This window comes from Rhizobium phaseoli, assembly GCF_001664385.1.
GTDB classification, from domain to species: Bacteria; Pseudomonadota; Alphaproteobacteria; order Rhizobiales; family Rhizobiaceae; genus Rhizobium; species Rhizobium phaseoli.
Genome location: NZ_CP013535.1, coordinates 138912 through 163722 on the forward strand (window position 1 = coordinate 138912; position 24811 = coordinate 163722).

A 24811-nucleotide genomic window follows, 5' to 3' on the forward strand; every position below is an offset into this window, starting at 1 on the left:
CTGTAAAAAACCCACCTAGAGCCGATCAACCTTCAAGAGATCAACTGCTTTGCAATGCTCAGAGACACGAGAGGTATCAAATCCGTGCGCATACGTGAAATTACAAGAGCCATTATTCTAATCACCGGCTTGGTGATCCCTTCTGTAGCGGCCGCCGGTGGCCTTACGGAATTGCCGCGGGAGGAACGAAAAACCTACGAGTTGCTCGATCCAAAGTTGCCTACAGGTGAATCTGTCTTCCGCACGTTTAAGGCACAGCGAGCACCGCCGTGGAAAATTGGGTACGCATCGACATATGCTGACAATTCTTGGCGTGCGAGTATTCTTGATGAGTTCACAAACAAGATTGTTCCAGCTTTCAAGAAAGCGGGGCTGGTCTCCGAGTTCATCGTCACCCAGTCAAATCTTGAAGACGCTGTCCAGATCAGGCAGATGCGGCAGATGGTAGACGACGGCGTTGATGCAATTATTATCTGCTGTTCGAACCTCACGGCGCTTAATCCTACGATAGAGTATGCGTATTCAAAAGGAGTGCCTGTGTTCTCGTACTCTGGTTACGTAACATCGCCGTTCGCCGTCAACGCAACTGAGAACAACATGCAAGGCGGGTTTGAGGCGGCGAAGTGGCTCGCTGAAGAAATCGAAGGAAGTGGCAATGTGCTTCTCGTTTCGGGGATCTCCGGCTTTGCCTCCTCGGACAGCTTTGACGTCGGCGCAAAGAAGGCTCTGGAGTATTATCCCGAGATAAAGATCGTAGGTCATGTCGACGGGAAGTGGACAGACAAGGTCGCGCAGGCCGAGGTGCAAAAATTCCTTGCAGCGAATCCCGGTCGAATTGATGGTATTATCGTTCAGTCGGGAGCTGAGAATGGTGTTATCAACGCGGTGCGCCAGTCCGGGCGCGACATGATCCCAATCGTTCTAGGGGGCGAAGCTTCGGCAGCCTGTTACTGGCGACGGAACCCCGACTTCGTAAGCAAGAGTTTTCATTTCTGGCCGCCGCGCTCTGAGGCGGGTTTCGTATGGGACGTAATGATGCGAACTCTTGAGGGACAGGGCCCCAAAATTCAGACAATCCTGCGGCCAGCAATTCCCAGTACCATAGAGGATGTAATGGCGGTTTTGCCAGCTGATTGCGATCCTAACTCTGAGGATTGGATCGAGCCGAAGAATACAGCTTGGTGGTCTGCCAGCGCTGCTGCTAAATATTTCGATAACCCAGCGGATCCGCTCTCCTGGAAGCCGGCCGATTGAAGATCGCATGCGGGGTCTGTGTGGAATGCGGTGCCTTCATGATCGGCTCTCGTGCAAGGTAGGCTGCGCTAAGGAATGACAGTTCAAATTGGGAAATGCCCGGGTCGCCTCAGGAGACATGAGACAAGCGATCCGGTTCCAACGAACATATTTGCTCCGCGGTAGCATTCTTCCTCCGGCCCTCCTCTCGCCAAACGGGACAACATACTCATTGCGCCTTTCGATCTACGTGCTGCCGCGAAGGTTGTTGCTTCGAATGTGAAAGCAAAGTTCATTTCCGACCGCACTATCCGGCTCAGGCCGACGCGCGGTTCGACGCCTTACTGACATATCTGCATCAATTTGTTGCTCGAATGATTTGGGTGGCGTTCCCGGAATTCCTGATCGGATGGATGATGCATCTGTCTTGGCCCTCGGTAAGGAGCTTCACGATGAATTCGACTTTACAACCGCTTTGGCAACGCTCCTTTTTTCAGAAAAGGCGCAATCGCCGGAGAGACGAAGCGCTGCATCATGATACCTCAGCCGACCGAGGAGCGCTGCTTGAAGCATTGATCGGCGTGTTGCCCCTCCCAATTTTCTTCAAAGATCTGCACGGTCGCTATGTCGGTTGCAACAAGGTTTTCGAAGATCTCCTCGGTCGCTCGCGCGACGAGATCATCGGGAATACAGATTTTGATCTCAGTTCAACGCAACTGGCGGAAATTTATTCTATTGAAGAGAAAGGCCTTCTTGAAAGGGGTGGAGCCCAAGTCTCCGAGCGTAAGATCGCTCTCGCAAACGGCGCCATCCTGGATGTTGTCTGCAACAAGGCAGTTTTCAGAGGTCACGACGACGAGCCCGCGGGTCTGATTGGCGTTATCATCGACATAACCGAACACAAGTTGGCGGAGCAGGAACTCAAAAACGCTCTCGAACTAGCCCAAGGGATCGTCACCGCTATTCCAGACGTTCTGTTTGAGGTCGACGAGGATGGGCGATATCTTCAGGTCTGGACCAGAAATCCCGAACTACTAGCCCAGCAGCGGGAAATGCTACTGGGTAGGACGGTCGACCAAGTTCTTGCGCCTGATCAAGCGGCTATTGCAATGGAGGCGCTTCGAACTGCAAGCAGTGAAGGAGTTGCCTACGGTCGATGCATTAGCGTATCCTTGCCAAACGGCGAGACCCGATGGTTCGAGTTGTCGGTGGCTAGACGACCAAGCGCCGATCCTGACGCCGCCACCACGCTCCTGGCATTTTCGCGTGATGTCACGGAACGAAGGCAGGCGGAAGACGCCATCAACTCCGTGCGGACGCAATTGCTAAGTGTGCTGCAAACCATTCCTGACATGGTTTGGGTAAAGAATGTCGATGGCGTACACCTGTTGTGCAATCATGCATTTGAGCGGCTGACCGGGAAATCGGAGGCGGAGGTCGTTGGAAAAACGGACCTTGAATTGTTCGGGGCTGAGAGAGCTCACATTTCCGGAAAATCTGATGAGGCCACGATCGAAGCCGGTGGCATACTTATCGACGAGAATTGGGTGGTTTCCCCGGAGAACGGTCAGTCCATTCTTCTCGAAACACGTAAACTTGCGGTCCTCGGCGCCGGGGGAGAGGTTACAGGAGTCCTCGGGGTCTCTCGCGATGTCACGGAACTGAACGCCTCGCGGGAAAAAATCAGGCAAATGGCCTTTTACGATCCGGTGACTTCTTTGCCGAACCGCTTGCTGTTTAACGAGCGATTGCAAAAGGTCGTCAGTGACGCGTCGTCTCAACGTCGGCGGACAGGGGTAATGCTGATTGACATCGACCATTTCAAAGTCGTGAACGATACGATGGGTCACCCTGTGGGTGATCAACTACTCTGCCAGGTCGCTACCCGGCTTAAGAAATCTGTCCGCGATCTCGACACGGTTGCGCGTCTCGGCGGCGACGAGTTCGCGATTCTGTTGCCGGAAATCCAGACAACCGACGATCTCGATTGGGTTGCGTGCTCGATCCTCGAGAGATTCAAGGAATCTTTCCTATTGGATGGCAAGGAAGTCTACGTGTCATGCAGTGTAGGCATCGCGATCTCGCCCGACGACAGCACAGATGTCAACGATCTGGTGAAATACGCCGACTCTGCGATGTATCTTGCCAAACGCTCGGGGAGAAACAGTTTTCGCTTTTATTCGAAGGATTTGACTGTGGGCGTGGAGGAGCGGATGCAGTTGGAATCTGAATTGCGCCGCGCTATCGAGCGCGAAGAATTGGAGCTGCACTACCAGCCCAAGGTGCTTCTGGACAGCGGCGTAATGATAGGATCGGAAGCGTTGTTGAGATGGCCTCATCCCGAGATGGGCATGATTCCGCCGGTTCGATTCATTCCGGTCGCTGAGGATACCGGGCTGATCGTTGAACTCGGGCGATGGGTGCTGCGTGAAGCGTGCAAGACGGCGAAGGAGCTGAACGCCGATTGCCACCACCTGCACAAGATTGCAGTCAACCTTTCGGGTAAGCAATTCCAATGCTCACGGTTGGTAAACGAGATCGCTGCAATCCTCGGTGAAACCGGTTGCCGCGCGGAATGGATCGAAATCGAAATCACGGAGAGTCTGCTTCTCGATCGGAAGGGCGAGACCCTGCAGACGCTTCTTAAGCTGCGTCAAATGGGATTTTCGATTGCTATCGATGATTTTGGCACCGGTTACTCGGCGCTCAACTATCTAGCCCGCTTCCCGATCGACACGCTGAAGATCGATCGGTCATTCATAAATAGCTCGGACAAAAGGAACGAAGAATTGGTCAAAGCGATTCTGTCCATTGCACAATGTCTTGGGCAGGACGTGGTGGCGGAAGGTGTTGAGACCGCCGAGCAGGCAGCATTTCTCGCAGCGAACGGATGCGGTTCGGCGCAAGGCTTCTTTTACAGCAAGGCCCTGCCGAAGATGGAATTGATCGCTCTTTGGGTGCGCGCGTCCGCCACCGGCTTCGTTTCAGATCGTTACGCCGCTTCGCGATGATGAGCGCGAATAAGGGAAAATGTCACCTGTCTGATGGACGGTGATGCGGTGCGCGCTGTGAGACAACTCAACTTGAGCCTCGTCAATCTCTGAATGTCTGCGGTTTTTCGCGGAACAGGGGGCAACGCTGGGTCAACGACCATGCGTTGTGCGGCCCCGCGAGCCGCATTCTCGAATGCTCTGCTCCTACTGCGCGGCATTCGGTAGGCCGGGGAAAACGCGGTACACCGGCTCCTAAAGCAAGGCAGTCGCTCTCGATATGGCTTTCTTCAAAAATATTTGACAGATTATCATACAATCTGCCAAAAATGTCGCCAAGCACCTGATGGGAGGAAAATCAGTGTCTCTTAGTATGCATCACCTGGCCAAGCTTCCGTATTTTTATCCGTTCGAATTTGGCGATGGAAAAATCACGGTACTGTCCGACGGGCCGTTAGAGCTAGGAGATCCTCGCCTGAACTTCTTGGGGGTAGAGCCACGCACGGTCAGCCTGATGCTAGAGGACAATTTCCTGCCAACGAACAAAGTTGTACTCGAGCAAAACGTGCCGCTTGTTGAGATAAATGGAAGAACAATTCTATTTGATACCGGGATGGGGTCTTCCAAAGCTTTCGGGCCCACCACAGGTCGACTCCTAGCCAGCCTGAGAGAGGCAGGTCGAGATCCGACGGAGATCGATGCGGTGGTTCTGTCGCACGCCCATATCGATCATATCGGCGGTCTGTGCGATGCCAATGGAAGGTTAAATTTCCCGAACGCCGACATCTTCATCAGTGAGCGAGACTTCACGGACTGGACGGACGGGTCGTCGATCGATTCTTCATTTCAATTTCAAATCGATAACGCTCGGCGAAACCTGCTTCCCCACAAGGATCGGACCTTCTTTTTCAAAGACGGCGAGGAGTTCTTGCCGGGCGTTCACGCGATTTCGGCCCCCGGCCACACGCTCGGTCATCATTGTTTTATGCTGCAGTCGGGAAACGATCGCCTCTGTTTTCTCGGCGACCTTACGCACCATCATATCCTGTTGATGGAGAGGCCGATGATGGAATTCCGATACGACACGGACCCGAAGCTGTCAGCTAGATCCCGCACGCGCGTGCTTGATATGCTGGCGACAGATCGCATTGCGGTAATGTCCTATCACTTCGCATGGCCAGGTGCCGGGCATGTGGTGCGAAACGGAGACGGATTCCGCTATATCCCCTCTCCAATGCAGTTGCTTGCACATCGATAAGGAATTTCAAAGATGCAGATGCGTTCGGTAATCCTCAGGGAGTCGGGTCTGCCGAAGCCCTATTCAAATTCGAAACCTCTTAAGATTGAGCTTGTGGAACTGACGCCGCCTGGCCCCATGGAGGTGTTGGTCAAGATCAAGGCTGCCGGTGTCTGCCACTCTGACCTGTCCGCAATCAATGGGGACAGACCGCGTCCGCTTCCAGTCGCTCTAGGCCATGAGGCATCTGGCGTCGTCGCAGCAATCGGACCGAGTGTCGAGAAGGTTGAGGTTGGTGACCATGTAGTCATGTCATTTCTGCCGGTTTGTGGCCATTGCTCATATTGCGCTGAAGGCCGCGCCAGCCTCTGCGAACCGGGCTACCAGGCCAATGCTGCAGGAACGCTTCTATCCGGCGGCAAGCACATCCGTTTGAGAGGATACGAAATTAACCACCATAGCGGCGTTTCTGCGTTTTCCGAATATGCTGTCGTGTCGGCGAGCTCGGTAGTCAAAGTGACCAAAGATATCGATTTGGCGACAGCTGCTCTCTTCGGCTGTGCCGTTATGACCGGCGTTGGAGCTGTGATGAACACGTGTGGGGTCCGCCCAGGCCGTAGTGTGGCGGTAATCGGGCTCGGCGGCGTAGGCCTTTCGGCGATACTTGGCGCTGTTGCGAGCGGTGCAAGCGATATCGTGGCGATCGACCTAATCCAAGCGAAGCTGGATCTTGCCAAGGAGCTGGGAGCGACGAAGACTTTTTTGGCCACCTCGCCGAATATTGTTGCCCAAGTAAAAGGCGCGACAAGCGGCGGGGTAGACTACGCGATAGAGATGGCTGGATCCAAAAAGGCATTCGAGCTTGCATATGAGATTACCCGGCGCGGAGGGATGACCGCTACGGCCGGACTGGCCAGCGCAAATTCCCGTTTCGAGGTTTCGCCCTTGCCGTTGGTCGGAGAGGAGAGAACGATCAAGGGCAGCTATATGGGTTCCTGCGTGCCATCGCGCGACATACCCCGCTATATCGACCTTTACCTCAAAGGTAAGCTGCCAGTGGACAAATTGCTGTCGAGCACTGGCCCCCTTGATGAGATCAATGAGGTTTTCGACCGTCTTGACAGGGCCGAGATCAATCGACACCTAGTCTTGATGGACTGATGGCGGGGAGAATTCTCTTGAACGAGTGGACAGTGCTCGCCATCCATTACGGCACCGCGCAAAGACCAGTAAGTGACCTGATACTAGAGACGAATGACATTCATGATCGTCCATCACAAATCGACTACTTCGTGTGGCTGATCCGTCTCGAGGACCGATTAATTCTTGTTGACACTGGTTTCGAAGCCGGAGAGGGCGCGGCCAGAGGGCGGACCCTCTTGATCCATCCGGTGGCAGCACTGAGCAGCCTTGGCATCAAATCCAGCGAAATTACTGATGTCGTTGTGACACACCTGCACTACGATCACGCCGGAAACCTCCCGGCCTTTCCTAACGCCACTTTTCACATTCAGGATCGGGAGATGGCGTATGGAACGGGGCGGTGTATGTGCCATGAGCGAATGCGTCGGCCTTTTGCTACAGAAGGTGTCGTCGACGCGGTCCGGCTCGTTTTTCAGTCACGGGTACGGTTCCATGATGGGGATGGGGAAATTGTTCCTGGATGCAGGGTGCATCTGGTTGGCGGTCACTCGAAAGGTTTGCAAGTTGTTACGGTGGCAACAGGCGGCGCTTTGCTGGTTATCGCTTCCGACGCGCTTCATTTCCAGCACTATCTTGAAAATGACGGCGCGTTTCCCCTGTTTGCAGATTACCTAGAGGTCATCGAGGGTTACAACAAGCTCCGCGTCCTTGCCGGAGCAAACGGACTCATCATTCCGGGTCATGACCCTGAGGTGCTACAGAAATTTTCTCCCCTTGCGCCAGACCTCCAGTTCGCTAGAGTTCTCCTGTGACCCACAATAAACCGATTGAAATTTTTTGCTGTTTGCAGACAATCGGGTTGTCCTACGAAACGCTCCGGCAGTATATTGATTCTGTGCGTCACTAGAAATTTCATCGAAGGTTTGTTGTGAATGGGAACGATCGACCTCCAGATTAGACGTCAAAACGCCTCTCTTCGAATCCTTGTTGAGGATAAGCTCCGGCAGGCTATTTCAAGTGGCCGTTTCAAGCCCGGGCAGCGGCTGGTGGAGCGCGAGTTGTGCGAACTTATCGGGGTTGGCCGAACTTCAGTTCGCGAGGCGCTACGCCAGTTAGAAGCTGAAGGGCTTATTACTAGCTATCCGCATCGGGGGCCGGTTGTCAGCACTATCAGCTACGAGGAGGCTAGGCAGCTTTATAGTGTACGCGCGCTGCTTGAAAGCTTTGCCGGCCAGGAGTTCGCCGAGAACGGTTCGAATGAAGAGATCGTTGCTCTCCTCGAGACCGTGGAAGCGTTCGAAGCCGCAGCCAAGAGCGGTTCCGGAACGCGGATCATCGAAGCCAAGACCGCTTTTTACGATTGTTTGATGACCGGCAGCAAGAACGTGTTTGTGAAGCAAATGCTCACGTCGTTGCACAACCGGGTCACATTGTTGCGGATGACATCGATGACCCAGCCAGGGCGGCTGCAGAACAGCGTTTTCGAAATAAGAGAGATTGCGGCCGCTATTGCGTTGCGTGATGGCGACAGGGCAGCCGCGCTTTGCAAGCGCCATATCGAAATCGCGGCTAAGGTGGCGTTGGACTACTTGAGCAAGAACCCCGTCGAAACCTCCGAGTAGTTCCACAAAACGAAGTTCAGGCGACGGCTAAGGTTGACAGATTGTCTGAAAATCTGCTTACCTCTCTTATGGGAGGTGAGACACAGGAAGTGCGGCTTCCCAACAACATCATTTTGTTAGGGAGGACGTATGGGCGCCCATGCCGAGCTGATTAAACGCGTAACCCTGGCGATCGAAGATCCGGAGCTACCGCGACTGACCCCAGGTCTTACAACACGGATCTCGTTGCAAGTTGGACCAGAAAAGTCATCACTTGCTGTGGGAGGCGGGATAGTCGCACTGGACGGCGCGGACGAAAATGCTGACGTCATACTGAGTGCCCCAGAAGGAGCTTGGGAAAAGGTTATGCAGGTGCCGCCGCCGGCAACCTACCATTCGTTCACCGCCTTTCAACTCGCTAACCCTGAGTTCACGTTATCTGGTTCGCCCGTAGCAATCGCTCAAGCGCGTCCCGCTCTGGAGCGACTGTTCGAAATCGTCGTAGCGTCTCCGCCCCTAGTTGCGCCGAAGGTCGATCGAAATATTGAACAGGTCACCGGACGCTATAAGCGGGTAGAGGTCGGCGGCGTAGAACACGATATCTTTTACGAGGAAGCCGGTGCAGGAACTCCTATCCTTTTCCTCCATACGGCTGGCGCAGACGGCCGTCAGTTTCTACCGCAACTCTCCGACACTGGGTTTGCGCGTACGAACCGATTGATCTCAGTTGATCTGCCGTTTCACGGACGTTCGATGCCTCCTTTAACTTGGGACGGCTCGCCCTATCAACTCACAACGGATCTCTACCTGACCTGGTGCACGGCGATACTCGACCAGCTCGTCGGAGACAGAGCTATCGTCGTTGGAGGATCTATGGGCGCGGCGATGTGCATGGTGCTGGCGGCGGAGCGACCGGAACGTCTAATGGGTGTAATTGCGGTCGAGCCGCCGTTGAAGTCAAAGGGCCGTCGCAACCCCTTTCAACACAACGTCAACGTTCATGGGTCGCTTCATAACTCAGCCTATGTCCGCGGAATCATGAGCCCGCTCAGCCCGCAAGAAGAGCGACGCCGCGCCAGTTGGATCTACTCGCAGGGTGCTCCTGGAGTTTATCCCGGCGATCTTTCGTTCTACAGCGACGAGTTCGACGGTGCCGTCGTCGGTCCGAAGATTGATGCCAAGCGAACACCGACCGTTCTTCTCTCCGGGACCTATGACTACTCTGCGACGCCTGCAGACGGAGCAGCGCTAGCGGCCCTCATTCCTGGCAGCCGTCATGTCGTTATGGAGGGGCTTGGGCACTTTCCGATGTGCGAAAATCCTGACTATTTCCGGAGCTTCTTGCAAGACGCTATTCGGTTCGTCGAAGATAACGGCTGATCACAAAGCAACCGCGTTGGCCATTTACCGATCGTGTCCCAGTACGTGGCGTAGGTGACGGTAGGGAGTAAAGCCGAGCGCCCGCGCGCTTCTCGTTGCGCTGTAGCGGGTGATCGGCTTTGCGGGCGGCCATCAGTGTTTTCCGCTAGGGTCGGGTTGTTCAAGACCAACCTGACGGAAAGATCACCGATGACCAATGACATGATGAACGTGCGTTCGCTTGTTGAGAAGAGTGCCGATGCAGATTTGTTGCGTGAGATGATTGGCTTTGCCGCCGAGCGGCTGATGGAGTTGGAGGTCGGCTCGGCTACGGGTGCTGACTTCGGTGTGAAGAACCCCATGCGGCTCACTCAACGCAATGGCTACCGTGACCGCGATTGGGAGACGCGGGCTGGCACCGTCGAGCTTCGCATTCCGAAGCTGCGCAAAGGCAGCTACTTTCCGAGCTTCCTTGAACCGCGCCGCATGGCAGAGAAAGCTCTGACGGCCGTTATCCAGGAAGCGTATATCCAGGGAATCTCGACTCGTTCTGTCGACGACCTGTGGTGGATGCGACCTATCTCAAGGTCCGGCGTGGCGGCCGCATCGTCTCAGTCGCCGTCATTATCGCGGTCGGCGTCAATAACGACGGTCGGCGCGAGGTCCTGGGTATGGAAGTTGGCACCTCGGAGGCCGAACCGATCTGGACGGAATTCCTGCGCAGGCTAACGCGCCGCGGTCTACGCGGGGTGAAGTTGGTTGTCTCTGATGCACATGAGGGCATCAAGGCTGCCGTTTCCAAGGTTCTCAATGCCACTTGGCAAAGGTGCCGGGTTCACTTCATGAGGAACGTGCTCGCGCATGCTGGAAAGAGCGGCAGGCGGGTCGTATCCGCCTTCATCGCGACGGCCTTTGCCCAGGAGACCCCGGAGGCAGCAAGCCGCACAATGGCGCAGTGTCGCCGATCAAATCAGGCCGAAAGTGCCGAAGCTTGCCACCATCATGGACGACGCTGAAGAGGACGTGCTCGCCTACATGACCTTCCCGAAAGAGCACCGGGCAAAGCTGCACTCGACGAATCCAATTGAGCGTCTCAACGGCGAAATCAAGCGACGCACCGAGGTCGTCGGCATCTTTCCGAACGACGAAGCCATCGTCCGTCTCGTCGGCGCACTGCTGCTCGAACAGAATGACGAATGGGCCGTTCAACGCGCCAAGTATATGACGCTTGAGACCATGGCCCAAATGAGATGAGCCCCAAATCAGCCTGCCCCGCTGTGGCACGCTGATATCCCCTTCCGACCCATGTCGGGAAAGCACGGCCATCAGCCGCGACCTACACCACCTCCCGGGACACGATCGTATCACCTTGTATTCCGGACTAAACTTATGCCGACAGCGTTGCGATAGAGGGCATTCGGAACCAGCATGCGGCTATTCCGGAAGGTCGGCACTCGCATGACGTCATCTGACCGACATCGTGGGGTTATTCGACAAAAATTGCGAAATGTCCTTGATCCAGTTTCCGCTGTTAGATCTAGTTGTCGCCGGCAGTCCTTCTCCTTCTCATATTTGCTGGAGCGTGCCGCAAGTCCGACAAGAGCTGCGCCTAGGCCAACAGCTCTGTGCTGTCATTGACGGGTTAGGAACACGTCAATGATCAACGAGGCTGGGGCCTTATACCCGGTGTTCCTGCCTCAAATGTAAGGGCATGACGAGTGCCGCCCTTTCCTTCACTTGACCAGGTGGTTTCCGATCGAGGAGCCGCCATCGACCGTCAGAATGCTACCGGTCGCGAACCTCGAACGATCGGACGCAAGAAAAAGCATTGCTTCAGCAATCTCTTCAGCTGTCCCCATCCGATCCATGACGGCACGGGCGTTGAAATCGCTGCGAAGCTTCGCGGGGTCCTTCGCTTCGGCGAAGATTTTCGTGAAGTAAGGAGAGTCGATTGTCCCTGGAGCGACCGCGTTGACACGAATTCCCTCTTTCGCATGATCCATGGCCATCGCGCGCGTCAGCGAAGATATTGCTCCTTTCGATGCTACGTAGGCAGTCCTGTCCGCGATTGCTGAGGTTGCGGTGTAGGAAGTCGTATTGATGATCGAACCTCCGCCGTTCCGTCGCATAACAGGAATGACGTACTTTGAGCAAAGGAAGATCCCTTTGACGTTTACGGACATAATCCGGTCCCAAGTTTCTTCAGGAATGGTCACCACATTCCCCGTCGTTCCGAACCCGGCATTATTGACGAGCACGTCGACCCGGCCCCACTTTGCGGTCGTCTTCTCAACCATGCTTTCCGCGTCCTTGGCGGACGAGACGTCGACGCGAACACCGAAAGCCTTCGAGCCGATCTCGTTCGCCACACGAACCGCGGCGTCTTCATTGACATCAGCAACAACCACATAGGCGCCGTTCTTTGCGAAAAGCTCGGCGGTCGCACGACCAATGCCGCTGCCGCCCCCTGTGACGATACAAACCCTTTGATTCAAATCCATCGACCATCTCCTCGTTTTTGGGTGCCTTAGAAGACATTTTAGCAGACAATCTGTCAATTGTGAAAATCCGGTTGACAGATTGTCTGCTGATCTGTTTATCTAGGCTCGATCGAATTTGGCCGTGGGAGGACAATATGGCCGATACCAGCACTGAGGCGCAGTTGGCTTTTAAGGCAGCTATGCGTCGGTTCACATCAACCATCTGCTTGATCACGACCGAACTCAACGGAGTCCGTCATGGCATGGCCGCCACCGCGGTCCAGTCGGTTACCGCGGACCCACCAACTGTTCTTGTCTGCATCAACCAATCGGCTTCGGTGAATCAGCCTTTGAAGATCTCCGGGAAGTTCGCCGTGAACATGCTGCATCTTTCACATGCCGATCTTGTGCCGCTGTTCAGTGGGCAATTGAAGGGTGAAGAGCGCTTTCATTACGGCGAGTGGCTGTCTCTTGACGGCATGCCGGTCCTGTCCGATGCGCAGGCGGCGTTTGTCTGCAAGCTAAAAGATGTCGTTCACGTTGGAACGCATGATGTTGTGCTCGGAGAAGTGCTCGAAGCACGGTTCATCGAGTCAATCGCGCCGCTTCTCTACGAAAACGGTCAACTCGTCAGGTCGTCGTCCATCAGTGGATCGGCCGCATAGTAGGTGGCTTTAACCACCAATCACATCACTCATCGAAAGCCCAAGGGCGGCAAGGAGAAAAGCGTGAGCAATATGGCACCCGCAAGAGAAATTCATGGACGTGAAGTCACAGAGCGCTTTGAGCGCGGACTAAAGACCCGGCGCGAAGTCTTGGGGGGGGCCTATGTTGATGCGTCGGTCAGCAAAGCCACCGACTTCAATTGGCCGATGCAAACCCTCGTCACGGAATACTGCTGGGACGCGATTTGGAATCGGCCGGGCCTGGAGCGCAAGCAGCGCAGCATCCTCAATCTCGGGATGATTTCGGCCCTCAATCGTCCGCATGAGCTGAAACTGCATGTTCGCGGAGCAATCAACAACGGTCTTACCAAAGAGGAAATTCGGGAGGTTTTCCTCCAGGTTTCGATTTACTGCGGTGTTCCTGCGGCCATCGACAGCTTCCGCGTGGCAGCGGAAGTTTTCGACGAGATGGGCATCTAGTTATTCAACGCATTTGAGTGGGCTGAGCATCATCCGTTGCCAGCCCGAGGAGGGACTACAGTGACCGCACAAGACGATTTCCGCGCTGCCGGAAACCCAATGTTCAATGATAACAAGCTCAAGCTCGGCGTATTTGGCACGAATTGCTCGAATGCATGCGCGATTACGCTCGCTGAGACAACGTTCGAACCTACCTTCGACCACAACGTCGAGATTGCAAAGAAGCTTGAGGCAGCCGGTTGGGAATGCATGGTGCCGATTGCACGCTGGCGTGGTTTTGGCGGTCCTTCAAACTTCAATGGCGTGAACATGGATACGTTCACCTGGGCGGCCGCTCTCGCGGCGGTCACCACGAAGCTCCAGTTCTTCTCAACGACTCACATTCCGACGCTAAACCCGATTGTTGCAACCAAGATGGCGACAACAATCGATCACATCTCGAAGGGTCGATACGGCCTCAATCTCGTTACCGGCTGGTTCACTCCCGAAATGGAAATGTTCGGAGTTCCTATGATGGAGCACGACACCCGCTATGAATACGCCACTGAATGGATGGATATCGTCGAGACGCTCTGGAAACGCAATGGCGTTACCTTCGAAGGCGAGTTCCTCAAAGTCAAAGACGCCTTCAGTGAACCCAAACCCTACAACAAGGCGGGTCGCCCGCTCCTGATCTGCGCCGGCGCCTCGGGCAAGGGACTGCATTTCACCGCCAAGTTCTGCGACTTCAACTTCGGCTTCATGCAAGACATGGAATCCGGCGCTGCCTGGGTCAAAAAGGTGAAGGACCTGGCGCGTACTGAATATAACCGTGATCTTGGCACATTCACAGCTTGCCCCGTTATCGTTCGCGAAACGGAGAAGGAAGCAAAGGAATACTACGACTACTACGTCAACCAGAAGGGTGACTGGGAGGCATGCGAGAACATCTGTGAAGTTCTGCAGGTGCAATCTCAAAACCATTCTGCCGAAATGTATCAAAAATTCAAGGAACGCTTCGTCGCTGGCTGGGGTGGATACCCGATCGTCGGCAATCCAGAACAAGTCGCCGACAAGCTCGTGGATCTCAGCAATACAGGCGTCAACGGCGCCTTGCTGACAATGGTCGATTACAACGAGGAACTTCCCTTCTTTAACGACCGTGTCATGCCGCTGCTCAAGCAAGCCGGTCTGCGCAACTGAACCAGTCCTCGGGACGGCGATTGCTGTCCCGACACGAACTCTGCCAGATTCTGGCAGGATTTTCGCGGCTGGCGGCCAAAGGGGCCGGCGGTTGAGCGGAACCACAAGGGGAGGAGGCCCTGAATGCTGAAGAAAATCGTTGCAGCGCTTTTTACGCTGTCGAGCCTTTATCACATGAACGGCGTGGCGAAGGCTGACGGCCTCGATTCGTTGCCGCCGGACCAAAAGGCGCTTTACGAGAATATCGATCCCGCCATTCCGCTCGGGGGGACGGTGTACAAGGATTTTGTTCCAAAACGTCCACCGCCGTGGAAAATTGGTTATGCATCCACATATGCCGGTAATACCTGGCGCGCGAACATCCTGGACGAATTCACCAACGTATTGCTTCCGAAATATAAGGAAGCAGGCCTAGTCTCCGATCTAATCGTCACGCAGTCTGACCTCAAAGACGCTGTCCAAATCCAGCAGATGCGGCAGATGGTTGACGACGGTGTTGATGCGATCGTCATTTGCTGCTCGAACATTACCGCACTTAACAAGACCATAGAGTATGCTCATTCGAAAGGCGTGCCAGTCTTCTCAGTCTCGGGCTATGTCACATCACCCTACGCAATCAATGCCACAGAGAATAACACCGACGGTGGCTACAAGGCTGCTGAATGGCTTGCCAAGGAAATCGGTGAAAAAGGCAACGTCCTGATGGTATCGGGCATCCCCGGTTTCGCATCATCGGACAGCTTCGACATCGGCGCGAAGAACGCGTTCGATAAATTCCCCGGTATCAAAATTGTAGGCACGATAGCTGGCAAATGGACCGACCAGGTCGCCCAGGTTGAGGTTCAGAAGTTTCTTGCCACCAATCTTGCTGAGGTTAATGGCATTCTCGTTCAGTCCGCTTCAGAAAACGGTGTCGTGAACGCAGTACAGCAATCCGGCCGCGACATGATGCCTATCGTGCTCGGGGGTGAGGCTTCCGCAGCCTGCTACTGGCGTAAGAACCCTGATTTCATAAGCAAGAGCTTCCATTTCTGGCCGCCGCGGTCTGATGCCCGCCTTGTGTGGGACGTCATGATGCGAACGCTCGAAGGCCAGGGACCAAAGATCCAGTCGATTCTTCGTCCTGCGCTTCCTTACACCATTGATGACGTGAAGGAAGTGCTGAAGGAAGATTGCGATCCCAATTCCACGGATTGGATCGAGCCGAAGAACAACGGCTGGTGGCCTGCAGACGTCGCTGCAAACTACTTCGAACGTCCTGAAGATCCGTTAGCTTGGCGGCCGAAGAAGTAATGAATGTTCTCCGGAAGGAGACCTCCCAGCCTCCCGCGTCGGTTTCTATAATCGGCGCGGGAGGTATCTGCGATTTGATTGGAAATAGTGTGCTGGACTTTCACAGAATTCAACGTTTGCCGCCTTATGTTTTCGAACAGGTCAACCGTTTGAAAGCAAGCGCGCGAGCGGGCGGCGCCGATATCATTGATCTCGGCATGGGAAACCCCGACCTTCCCACTCCTCAGTCGATCGTCGACAAGCTGTGCGAGGTCGTGCAGGATCCGCGCACCCACCGCTATTCCTCCTCCAAGGGCATTCCGGGGCTGCGCCGTGCCCAGGCCGCCTATTATGCCCGCCGTTTCGGTGTCAAGCTCAACCCGGATACCCAGGTGGTCGCCACCTTGGGCTCCAAGGAAGGCTTCGCCAACATGGCGCAGGCGATCACCGCGCCCGGCGACGTCATCCTCTGCCCGAACCCGACCTATCCGATCCACGCCTTCGGCTTCCTGATGGCGGGCGGCGTGATCCGCTCGATGTCGGTTGAGCCGGATGAGAGCTTTTTCCCGCCGCTGGAGCGGGCGGTCCGGCATTCGATCCCGAAGCCGTTGGCGCTGATCCTCAACTATCCGTCGAACCCGACGGCCCTCGTCGCGACGCTCGATTTCTATAAGGACGTCGTCGCCTTCGCCAAGAAGCATGACATCATCGTGCTGTCCGACCTTGCCTATTCCGAGATCTACTTCGACGGCGCTCCGCCGCCATCGGTTCTCGAAGTGCCGGGTGCAATGGATGTGACCGTCGAATTCACCTCGATGTCGAAGACCTTTTCCATGCCCGGCTGGCGCATGGGCTTTGCCGTCGGCAACGAGCGGCTGATCGCGGCGCTCACCCGCGTCAAGTCCTATCTCGACTACGGCGCCTTCACGCCGATCCAGGTGGCCGCGACCCATGCGCTGAACGGCGACGGTTCCGACATTGCGGAGGTTCGCAACGTCTACAAGCGTCGCCGCGACGTCATGGTCGAAAGCTTCGGCAAGGCCGGCTTCGACGTGCCGCCGCCGGCTGCCACCATGTTCGCCTGGGCAAAGATCCCGGAAAAGTTCCGTCATCTCGGTTCGCTGGAGTTTTCCAAGCTGCTGGTCGAGAAGGCCGACGTCGCCGTTGCACCGGGTATCGGCTTCGGCGAAATGGGCGACGACTACGTCCGTCTGGCGCTCGTCGAGAACGAACACCGCATCCGCCAGGCTGCGCGCAACATCAAACGCTGGCTTAGCGGCGACGAGAAATTTGAAATCAACGTAATGAATCAGTGAAAGGATACCCGATGCCAATCTTCGGATCATGCCAATGCAAAGCGGTAACGTACCAGGTTCAGGAAATTGATGGACCCATGTGGAATTGCTTCTGTCAAACATGCCGGAAGTCACACGCCGCTGATCACAATACCGCTGCGAAGGTGAAAAGCGAGCACTTCAAGATCCTTACAGGCCAAGATACGCTTCATAGCTTCGAATCGACGCCTGGAAAGCTGCGGTGGTTTTGTTCGGTATGTGGCTCGCACGTTTATGCGGAGCGGCCGGCCAGCCCGGAGCTCAAAGTCGTTAGAGCCGGCACGTTCGATACCGATCCTGGAAGTGTGCCGATGTCAAACGTATGGGTATCGCATGCGGAACCTTGGCTCGCCCATGATCCATCGAAGGCAAGCTCACCAGAGTTCCCGTAAGTGACCGGGATACTACCTGTCGTAACTGAGGTGGAGCCACGGCGACCGTATATCAAGCGGCAACGCCTCATTCCGTGTCCAGGAGGTTCTAACGCAAACGTGCTGGGTCGGTAAAAGCGGCAGGGATTGCAGACAGTAGGTGCGCTTGCACGGCGAGCCCACCCATTGAGAGAATAAAGTCGTACGAGACAGAAGACTTCTGCGAAGCAATCCAGCCTTCGAGGTTGGGAAATTACGGGTTGTGAGGGCTCAGGACACCGCAGGACTATTTTTGCCCCCACGGGTCCTCAACGACCTCCATTGCGGTGTGAGTGAAAATTGTAAGATTGTCTTATGCGAGAATGTTGGGAGTCCTGTGACATGAAAGTTGTTGTAATAACGGGGAATTTATCGCGCCCCTCGAAAACCCGGGCCGTAGCAGACTTCATGGTGGATCGGGTGCGCGCGTCCGGCAACGAAGCAAGCTGCTGGGACCTTGTCGACCTTCATCCGCACCTTGGGGCAACAGTGTTGCCCTCCAGCGCCGCTGAGATTGTTAAAGCGGCACTCAACGATATTTTGGCTAGTGACGTGCTAGTTGTTGGTAGTCCGGTCTACAAAGCATCTTACACTGGGTTGCTGAAGCATTTATTCGACCTTGTCGACATGAAAGCGCTTAAGGGCCGCTATGTGATCCCTTTTGCAACCGGTAAAGCATCGAGTCACAAGCCGCTCGTCGAAGCCTCGATGGAAGCCTTATTCGACTTTTTCGAAGCGCAAATACATAGCCGTTTCATTTTCGCTCTCGATGAAGATTTTCAGAACGATGCTCTTTCTGAGAACCTGCGCGCGCTTGTCGACAGAGAGCTCGATGCCGCGCGTCGCGCCGTCAGCCCATAATAAGGAGGAGGATTCCATGTCTTTTTCGAGCATAGATGAGGCGATCGAGGCGATCGAAGCGGGCGAGATGGTTATCGTGGTCGACGACGAAAACCGGGAGAATGAAGGCGACCTAGTCGTTGCTGCCGAAAAAATAACAGCTGAGCACATCGCTTTCATGATGAAATATGCGAGAGGCCTTATCTGCGTGCCACTTCCAGCCGAACGTCTCGACAAACTCGAGATCCCCCTGATGGTCACACGTAATTCGGACTCACTGCAGACGGCATTTACCGTTTCCGTCGATTGCAAACACGGCACAACGACAGGGATTTCAGCCGAAGATCGAGCAGCAACCGTCAAGTCGCTCATCGATCCGCAGACGCGGCCGGAAGACCTATCGCGACCGGGTCACATTTTTCCTTTGCGTGCAAATCGTCTCGGTGTCCTGGGCCGTCCTGGCCACACCGAAGCTGCCGTGGATCTTGCACGACTTGCCGGCCTGGCGCCGGCTGGCGTAATCTGCGAGATCGCCAATGACGACGGAACCATGTCTCGACTGCCAGATCTCGAGAAGTTCGCAATCGAACATGGCCTGCACATAGTAACGATCGAAGCTTTGATTGAGTACTGCAGGAGTCGTGATACGAGGGTAAAGCGTTACGCGCAGTCCTTTATGCCAACGCGGTTTGGGGATTTCAAGGCAATTGCTTATCGCGATAGTTTGACGGGAACGGAACACTTAGCTTTGACACTTGGCGAGTTGTGCGAGAAGGAAGACGTTCTGGTACGGGTGCATTCTGAATGTCTGACAGGTGAGGCGTTCCGGTCCATGCGATGCGACTGCGGTCAACAGCTCGAAATGGCTCTTCGGGCGGTCCAGTTAGCGGGCGCTGGTTGCGTGATCTACATGCGTGGGCAAGAGGGGCGTGGCATTGGCTTAGGAAACAAAATTGCGGCTTACAGCCTGCAGGATCATGGTCGTGATACTCTTGAGGCAAATCGGGAACTCGGCTTCGCATCTGATTCCCGCGAATATAACGCAGCGGCGGATATCATCCGCGACCTCGGTATCGGCAGCGTTCGGCTTCTGACCAACAATCCTACAAAAATAGAGGCGCTGCGAACGTCAGGCGTCATCGTGTCGTCTCGCCAGAGTCTGATCGCCGCATCTAGCGCGTCCAACATCACTTATTTTAAGACAAAGCGCGATCGGTTTGGCCACCTGTTGGACCAGGACACGTCAGCTGAACACGTCGGCCGGAGCAACGTCTTTTCAGTGTTTGGCGCGCAGGTGTTCTCTGGACCCCTTGGATAACGGAGCCGCCCTCGCCACTTACCTGCCGGTGATTGTAGGGGGCCGCCTTTGACCGGCAGAGTCCTAGAGCTTTTGCGTGGGCCCTGCCAGCACATCATTCGTGCAGGCCTATCGGAGTGATGTGGCCCGCGATTGCATCGAAAGCAGCGTTCGACCATATCTCGTCTTGAGCACGGCTGTTCCGACGGATCGCATTTAATCGCGGTCCGTCTTGTCTTTCGAAAAGTCTCGCAAAACTAATGCTTCATGCGAAGGATCGGCTTAATGACTTTGCCGCTCTCGGAATCAGCCATCGCCTCGTTGATCTGGTCGAGGTCATAGAACTGAACCAGTTTGTCGAACGGGAAAAGTCCCTGCTGCCAATACTCGATCAACTGCGGGACGAACTCGGACGGAACGCTTTGTCCTTCGACAACGCCGATCAATGTGCGGCCGAAAAGGAAGTTCCCGATATCGATCGTGCCTTCAGTGCCGAGAGCGGACGAGCCAACGAGACCGCATGTTCCCGGCGTACCAAGGCAGTCGACTGCCTGACGGAAAACTCGCGGCGAACTCGTGCATTCCAAGCTGAAATCAACGCCTGCGGGGACGATCTTCCTGATCGCGGCAACGCTGTCCAATTTGCGGGCATTTATCGTGTGCGTCGCCCCGAGTTCGCGCGAAAGTTCCAGCCGTTCATCGTTCAAGTCGATCACGATGATGGTCGCGCATCCGGCGATTTTCGCGGCCATCGTAGCCGCCATGCCAACCGCACCAGCACCGAACACTGCTATTGACGAGCCGGGCTTCGGCTTGAGGCAATTCAGTACCGCGCCAGCACCGGTCTGAAGCCCGCACCCGAGCGGTCCGATCAACTCGAGTGGAACATCCTTTGCAACCTTCACGGCGTTTCGTTCGCTGGCGATGGCGTAGGTTGCAAATGACGACTGCTCGAAGAAGCAGCCACTAATCTGTTTCCCGTGAGAATCATGGATCGGGCAGGTGCCATCCGGACGAGTGCCGCGGAAATTGCGACCGAAGAAGTCCTCGCAGTAGAAAGGTGTACCGGAAAGGCACTTTTCGCACTTGCCGCAATAGGCGTAGCTCAAAGCAACGTGATCACCGGGCACAAGATCTTTAACTGCGCTCCCGACGGCCTCGACGACGCCAGAGCCTTCGTGTCCCAACACAACAGGTTGAGGTACGTCATATCCCTGGTCCCTGACCACCAGGTCGGTATGACATACCCCCGATGCGACGATGCGGACCAAAATCTCGTCTGCACGAGGTTCCTCAATCCCTATGCACTCCAAGATCAAGGGCTTCGCCTTTTCGCGCGAGACCGCCGCATATGCCTGCTTCATGTAACTGTTCCTCCAAGGCTCACAACGCAATTCGCGCGAACGTACTCATCGTCAGACAATCAGTCAATAATTACTCTATTAAATTAGATCAGTTCAACCGGAGCAGGGCTGCATTTTTGCAAAGTCACGAGTGAACGCTGATTTGAAGTGATCAAAGGGTTCCGATGCATGTTCGAAAGGGAGCATGCGTCTTGTCCCGCTTTGGGCTGAAAGATCGGCAGACGAAAATTTAGTAGCAACGTGTGAGGCGAGCCGGATGGCGTCGCTTGCCGACGTCGAGCCGGTTCTGAAGGCTATCGACAGCTTCGAGACACCGGTATTGCCAAGTTCAACCGACTACAAACGATGCTACTGCCAGCCAGGCTTAACAGACAGTACCAACCAGGACGTTAGTCTTCTCGATGATCGAGAGGTCCGACGCAATCCGGTATACAGTTGGCGCGGCGGTCGGTGACTCAATAGCGAGCGTATCCTGGATCGTGAGGCGTTCGATGCCCTGCTTTAGTGACCTGATCGTATTCCCGTGGGCCACCACAAGAACCGATTTCCCTCTCAACAAGGGGGGGAACACTTCGCTTATCAAAAAGGGCAGAACCCTCGCGCTTATGTCCCGTATGCTTTCTCCCCCAGGTGGTGGAGTGCTGTACGAGCGGCGCCAAACCTGGACAACATCCTGGCCCCACCGCTCACGTGCCACGTTCTTGTTGATGCCGGTGAGCTGTCCGTAGTCGCGTTCGTTCAACTCGGTTCTCCTGATTGGCTCCAGCAGATCGCCGTTGGTTTCGTTCAAAATCGCTCTGCAAGTGTCGACTGTGCGCAAGAGGGCAGAGCTAAACGCAATATCGAACGAGATGCCGAGGTTCGCGAGCAGTGAGCCGGCTCGCCTGCTCTCAGACCAGCCCTCCTGTGTGAGCGGAACGTCGCTCGTACCCGTGAACTCCCCGCGCGCGTTCCCTTCGCTTTGGCCATGCCGGACAATCACCAGAGTGGACATTCATAACCCTCCCATCGATTTAGCGAACACGAATATTGTCGCACTATCGGACAATCCGTCAAGTGCGACTATGTGCAAGTGAAAACAAAACGATGTCGAAAAAACAAACGTCGAAGTTTATATTTATTGACAGATTGTCTGATAGCTCATACCAATGCACTCCGCCGTATTGAGGAGAGTCCGGCACGGCTTGGGAAGGCAAGGCTCTCGCCTTAACAGACAATGCCGCCCAGAGCGGCCGGAGGAGGAATTTTCATGAAGAGACGTACATTTCTACAAGCGAGCGGGGCAATTGCTGTAGCCGGCACGTTCGGAATGCCGGGGATTCTTCGCGCCGACGACGCGATCAGTCTCCTACCTGACACTTGGCCCTCCGAAGGCGCCAACCCAATTGTCGACGCGGGTAAGTTCAAGAAGTCAGGCCCGTGGAAGATCGGACACAGCCACTACGGCCTCGCTGGTTCAACGCATACCTACCAGACGGCGTTTGAAGCCGAATATGAAATAAAAAAGAACAAGGATCGGATCGCTGATTACCAGTTCCGGAGCGCTGATCTCAATGCCTCCAAACAAGTTGCCGATATCGAGGATCTGATCGCCCAGAAGGTCGATGCGATCATCATCGCACCGCTAACCACCGGTTCCGCCGTCGAGGGCATCAAGAAGGCAAAGGCTGCTGGCATTCCAACCGTAGTCTATCTCGGACGCGTCGACACCGAGGAGTTTACGGTTCAGGTCCAGGGCGACGACTTCTATTTCGGGCGCGTGATGGCTCAGTTCCTCGTCGACAAGCTTGGCAACAAGGGCAAGGTATGGGTTCTGCGTGGCGTCGCCGGGCATCCCATCGATGCAGATCGTTATGCAGGCGCCATGGAAGTCTTCAGCAAGTCTGGACTTCAGATCACGTCGACCCAGCACGGAAGCTGGTCTTATGAGGACTCAAAGAAGATCGCCGAAAGCTTGTATCTCTCCGACCCAGATGTCGCGGGCATCTGGACCGATGGAGCCAACATGTCTCTTGGCGTTTTGGATGCCTTGCAGGAGGCTGGCGCCTCAACGATCCCGCCAATCACGGGCGAAGCACTTAACGGCTGGATGCGTCGTTGGAATGACGAAAAACTTTCCTCGATCGGTCCGATTTGCCCACCCGCTCTGTCTACTGCCGCGCTACGGGCCGCCTTCGCCTTGCTGGATGGGAAGCCGATTCAGCGTAACTGGACGAACCGCCCCAAGCCGATCACCGACGAGACGCTCTCCCAGTTCTATCGCGCAGATCTCACTGATGCGTACTGGGCGCCGACCGAAATGCCGAACGAAAAGCTCCTTGATTATTTCAAGGCTTGATGAACTACGGGCACGATCACTCGTGCCCGTATCCCTGTCGAAGATGGAAATTCCCATGAGCACGCTTGTCGAGATGGTCGGCATCAACAAATCGTTTGGTTTCACGAAAGTCCTTTCGGACGTTCGCTTTTCCCTGGAACGTGGCTCCGTGCACGCTCTGATGGGGGAAAACGGCGCGGGGAAGTCCACCCTGATGCGTATTCTGGCGGGGGTATATCAGCCGGGCGCAGGAAGTGTTCGGCTCCGCGGGGAGGAAGTCAATTTCCGTTCCCCTAAGGAGGCACGGTTGGCGGGAGTGTCGACGGTGTTTCAGGAGTTTACCCTGATCCCCAATCTCACCGTTGCTGAGAACATGTTCCTGGGCCACGAACCTCGTCGCATTGACGGTTCGATCGATAGCGTCGAGGTAGTGAAACGCGCTCGCGCTTTGCTGGCTGACGTATTTCCACAGCTCGACGCAACCGCGATCGTCGAGACACTGACTGTCGCGCAGCAGCAGGCAGTAGAGATCGCGAAGGGACTTACGTCGAACGCGGACGTATTCATCTTCGACGAGCCAACGGCGGCGTTGAACTCGACCGATGTCGCGCATCTTTTCAAGGTTATCCGCGACCTTAAGGCTCAACATAAGGCTGTCGTCTACATCTCTCATCGCATGAATGAAGTCTTCGAACTATGCGACACCATCACCGTCATGAAAGATGGCGCTTGGGTAAGGACTGCAAGAGCGCAGGACTTCAACTTGCAAACGCTGGTAGCGACAATGGTTGGTCGCGAACTTCAGAACTTCTTTCCGCCGCGCTCGCAGGCCACCGGAGCGGCAATGCTGGAGGTTTCGGACTTGCGCCTCGACGACAGCAGCTCGACAGTCACTTTCGTTGTCAGAAAAGGTGAAATCATCGGGCTGGCAGGGCTCGAAGGACAGGGCCAGCGAGAGATAATGCGTGCCATTGTGGGCGTTGAATCGCCAAAGGCCATCGCCGTGTGGCGTGCCGGCCCCGACAACAGCATGCACGTGGTGAATGTAGGGTCAGGGTTCGCTCGCGCGGTCGCATCAGGAATCGGTTTTATCCCTGAGGACAGGAAGCAGGAAGGGCTGTTCCTGCGCCTGCCTATCTACGACAACATCGCGCTGGGAAAACAGCTCAATCGGAATATGGCAAGCGTTGCGTGGCGATCGGTGTCGAGGGTCCGCGAGGTGATCAAGTCGTTACGAGTTGCGGCCGCCGATCCCAATGCGCCCGTAGGTAAACTCTCGGGCGGGAATCAGCAGAAGGTGCTGCTGGGCCGCTGGTTGCTCTCCGGAGTGGACATCCTCGTTATTGAGGAGCCCACGCGCGGCGTCGACGTCGGTGCAAAGGCAGAGATTTACAGATTGCTGCGGGACTTCAGTGATCGTGGCGGTGCGGTCGTGGTTTCGTCGCGCGAGCACGCTGAGCTTATAGGGCTCTGCGACAGCATTTTGGTCGTTCATGACAGGAAGATCGTCGGGCAGATGTCCGCAGAGGGGGCGACCGAGGAAAGAATCCTCGAGACTGCGCTGGGGGCGAGTGCGTCACCGGATCCCCGTGCTGCGGTGCATTGAG

General features: G+C 55.4%; 20 protein-coding genes and 1 pseudogene. 18 read left to right on the forward strand and 3 right to left on the reverse strand.

All coding sequences use genetic code 11. The features are described 5' to 3' along the window. The first annotated feature begins 54 nt into the window (after positions 1–54). From AMC88_RS25890 to AMC88_RS25925, 8 genes and pseudogenes are all read left to right on the forward strand, one after another. Positions 55–1254 carry an ABC transporter substrate-binding protein gene (locus tag AMC88_RS25890; RefSeq protein WP_018247148.1) on the forward strand — a complete coding sequence of 400 codons (1200 nt, stop codon included), beginning with the start codon at positions 55–57 and terminating at the stop codon, positions 1252–1254. Between the two features lie 431 nt (positions 1255–1685). Next, the gene (locus AMC88_RS25895) at positions 1686–4244 is read left to right on the forward strand and encodes a sensor domain-containing protein (RefSeq protein ID WP_004673285.1); all 2559 of its coding nucleotides are present in this window, start codon (positions 1686–1688) and stop codon (positions 4242–4244) included. A 352-nt stretch (positions 4245–4596) separates the two neighbouring features. Next, positions 4597–5481, forward strand: coding sequence for an MBL fold metallo-hydrolase (locus AMC88_RS25900; RefSeq protein ID WP_011053353.1), 885 nt, complete (start codon positions 4597–4599; stop codon positions 5479–5481). Between the two features lie 12 nt (positions 5482–5493). Next, positions 5494–6621, forward strand: a complete 1128-nt coding sequence (locus tag AMC88_RS25905) for a zinc-dependent alcohol dehydrogenase family protein (RefSeq protein WP_004673287.1) — start codon at positions 5494–5496, stop codon at positions 6619–6621. Beyond that, positions 6621–7415, forward strand: a complete 795-nt coding sequence (locus AMC88_RS25910) for an N-acyl homoserine lactonase family protein (protein ID WP_018247149.1) — start codon at positions 6621–6623, stop codon at positions 7413–7415. Before AMC88_RS25905 ends, AMC88_RS25910 begins: the two co-directional genes overlap by 1 nt. Positions 7416–7535: 120 nt before the next feature. Then, positions 7536–8225 carry a GntR family transcriptional regulator gene (locus tag AMC88_RS25915; protein ID WP_004673291.1) on the forward strand — a complete coding sequence of 230 codons (690 nt, stop codon included), beginning with the start codon at positions 7536–7538 and terminating at the stop codon, positions 8223–8225. A gap of 129 nt (positions 8226–8354) precedes the next feature. After that, the gene (locus AMC88_RS25920) at positions 8355–9584 is read left to right on the forward strand and encodes an alpha/beta fold hydrolase (RefSeq protein ID WP_008534369.1); all 1230 of its coding nucleotides are present in this window, start codon (positions 8355–8357) and stop codon (positions 9582–9584) included. Positions 9585–9773: 189 nt separating this feature from the next. Continuing rightward, positions 9774–10811, forward strand: a pseudogene (locus AMC88_RS25925) (IS256 family transposase); the annotation flags it as partial. Between the two features lie 485 nt (positions 10812–11296). Here AMC88_RS25925 and AMC88_RS25930 read toward each other — a convergent pair. Then, positions 11297–12064, reverse strand: a complete 768-nt coding sequence (locus AMC88_RS25930; protein ID WP_004671535.1) for an SDR family oxidoreductase — start codon at positions 12062–12064, stop codon at positions 11297–11299. Positions 12065–12198: 134 nt separating this feature from the next. Here AMC88_RS25930 and AMC88_RS25935 point away from each other — a divergent pair, with 134 nt between their 5' ends. From AMC88_RS25935 to AMC88_RS25965, 8 genes are all read left to right on the forward strand, one after another. Next, entirely contained in the window at positions 12199–12708 is a 510-nt protein-coding gene (locus AMC88_RS25935) for a flavin reductase family protein (RefSeq protein WP_008534378.1), read from the forward strand. 72 nt (positions 12709–12780) lie between these two features. Further along, positions 12781–13188, forward strand: coding sequence for a carboxymuconolactone decarboxylase family protein (locus AMC88_RS25940; protein WP_008534380.1), 408 nt, complete (start codon positions 12781–12783; stop codon positions 13186–13188). Positions 13189–13248: 60 nt separating this feature from the next. Beyond that, entirely contained in the window at positions 13249–14370 is a 1122-nt protein-coding gene (locus AMC88_RS25945) for an LLM class flavin-dependent oxidoreductase (RefSeq protein WP_011053356.1), read from the forward strand. Between the two features lie 123 nt (positions 14371–14493). Further along, positions 14494–15663, forward strand: a complete 1170-nt coding sequence (locus AMC88_RS25950; RefSeq protein ID WP_008534383.1) for an ABC transporter substrate-binding protein — start codon at positions 14494–14496, stop codon at positions 15661–15663. Beyond that, positions 15663–16958, forward strand: coding sequence for an LL-diaminopimelate aminotransferase (locus AMC88_RS25955; protein ID WP_011053357.1), 1296 nt, complete (start codon positions 15663–15665; stop codon positions 16956–16958). Before AMC88_RS25950 ends, AMC88_RS25955 begins: the two co-directional genes overlap by 1 nt. Positions 16959–16969: 11 nt before the next feature. Next, positions 16970–17368, forward strand: coding sequence for a GFA family protein (locus AMC88_RS32435; RefSeq protein ID WP_010029274.1), 399 nt, complete (start codon positions 16970–16972; stop codon positions 17366–17368). Positions 17369–17728: 360 nt separating this feature from the next. Beyond that, positions 17729–18247: an NAD(P)H-dependent oxidoreductase gene (locus AMC88_RS25960; RefSeq protein WP_004671524.1), complete on the forward strand. Its 519-nt coding sequence runs from the start codon at positions 17729–17731 to the stop codon at positions 18245–18247. 16 nt (positions 18248–18263) lie between these two features. Beyond that, positions 18264–19544: a bifunctional 3,4-dihydroxy-2-butanone-4-phosphate synthase/GTP cyclohydrolase II gene (locus AMC88_RS25965; RefSeq protein ID WP_040111783.1), complete on the forward strand. Its 1281-nt coding sequence runs from the start codon at positions 18264–18266 to the stop codon at positions 19542–19544. Between the two features lie 236 nt (positions 19545–19780). Here the strand turns inward: AMC88_RS25965 and AMC88_RS25970 are convergent, their stop codons facing one another. After that, a complete protein-coding gene (locus AMC88_RS25970; protein WP_004671520.1) occupies positions 19781–20887 on the reverse strand; it encodes an NAD(P)-dependent alcohol dehydrogenase in 1107 nt (368 codons plus the stop codon). 364 nt (positions 20888–21251) lie between these two features. Then, positions 21252–21881 carry a 2,3-bisphosphoglycerate-dependent phosphoglycerate mutase gene (locus AMC88_RS25975; RefSeq protein ID WP_008534389.1) on the reverse strand — a complete coding sequence of 210 codons (630 nt, stop codon included), beginning with the start codon at positions 21879–21881 and terminating at the stop codon, positions 21252–21254. Positions 21882–22136: 255 nt separating this feature from the next. Here AMC88_RS25975 and AMC88_RS25980 point away from each other — a divergent pair, with 255 nt between their 5' ends. Together AMC88_RS25980 and AMC88_RS25985 are read left to right on the forward strand one after the other, a co-directional pair. Beyond that, positions 22137–23225 (forward strand): substrate-binding domain-containing protein, encoded by a 1089-nt coding sequence (locus AMC88_RS25980; RefSeq protein ID WP_004671515.1) that lies wholly within the window; start codon positions 22137–22139, stop codon positions 23223–23225. A 55-nt stretch (positions 23226–23280) separates the two neighbouring features. Beyond that, on the forward strand, positions 23281–24810 hold the full coding sequence (locus AMC88_RS25985) for a sugar ABC transporter ATP-binding protein (RefSeq protein WP_004671513.1): 1530 nt from the start codon (positions 23281–23283) through the stop codon (positions 24808–24810). Position 24811 lies beyond the last annotated feature (1 nt).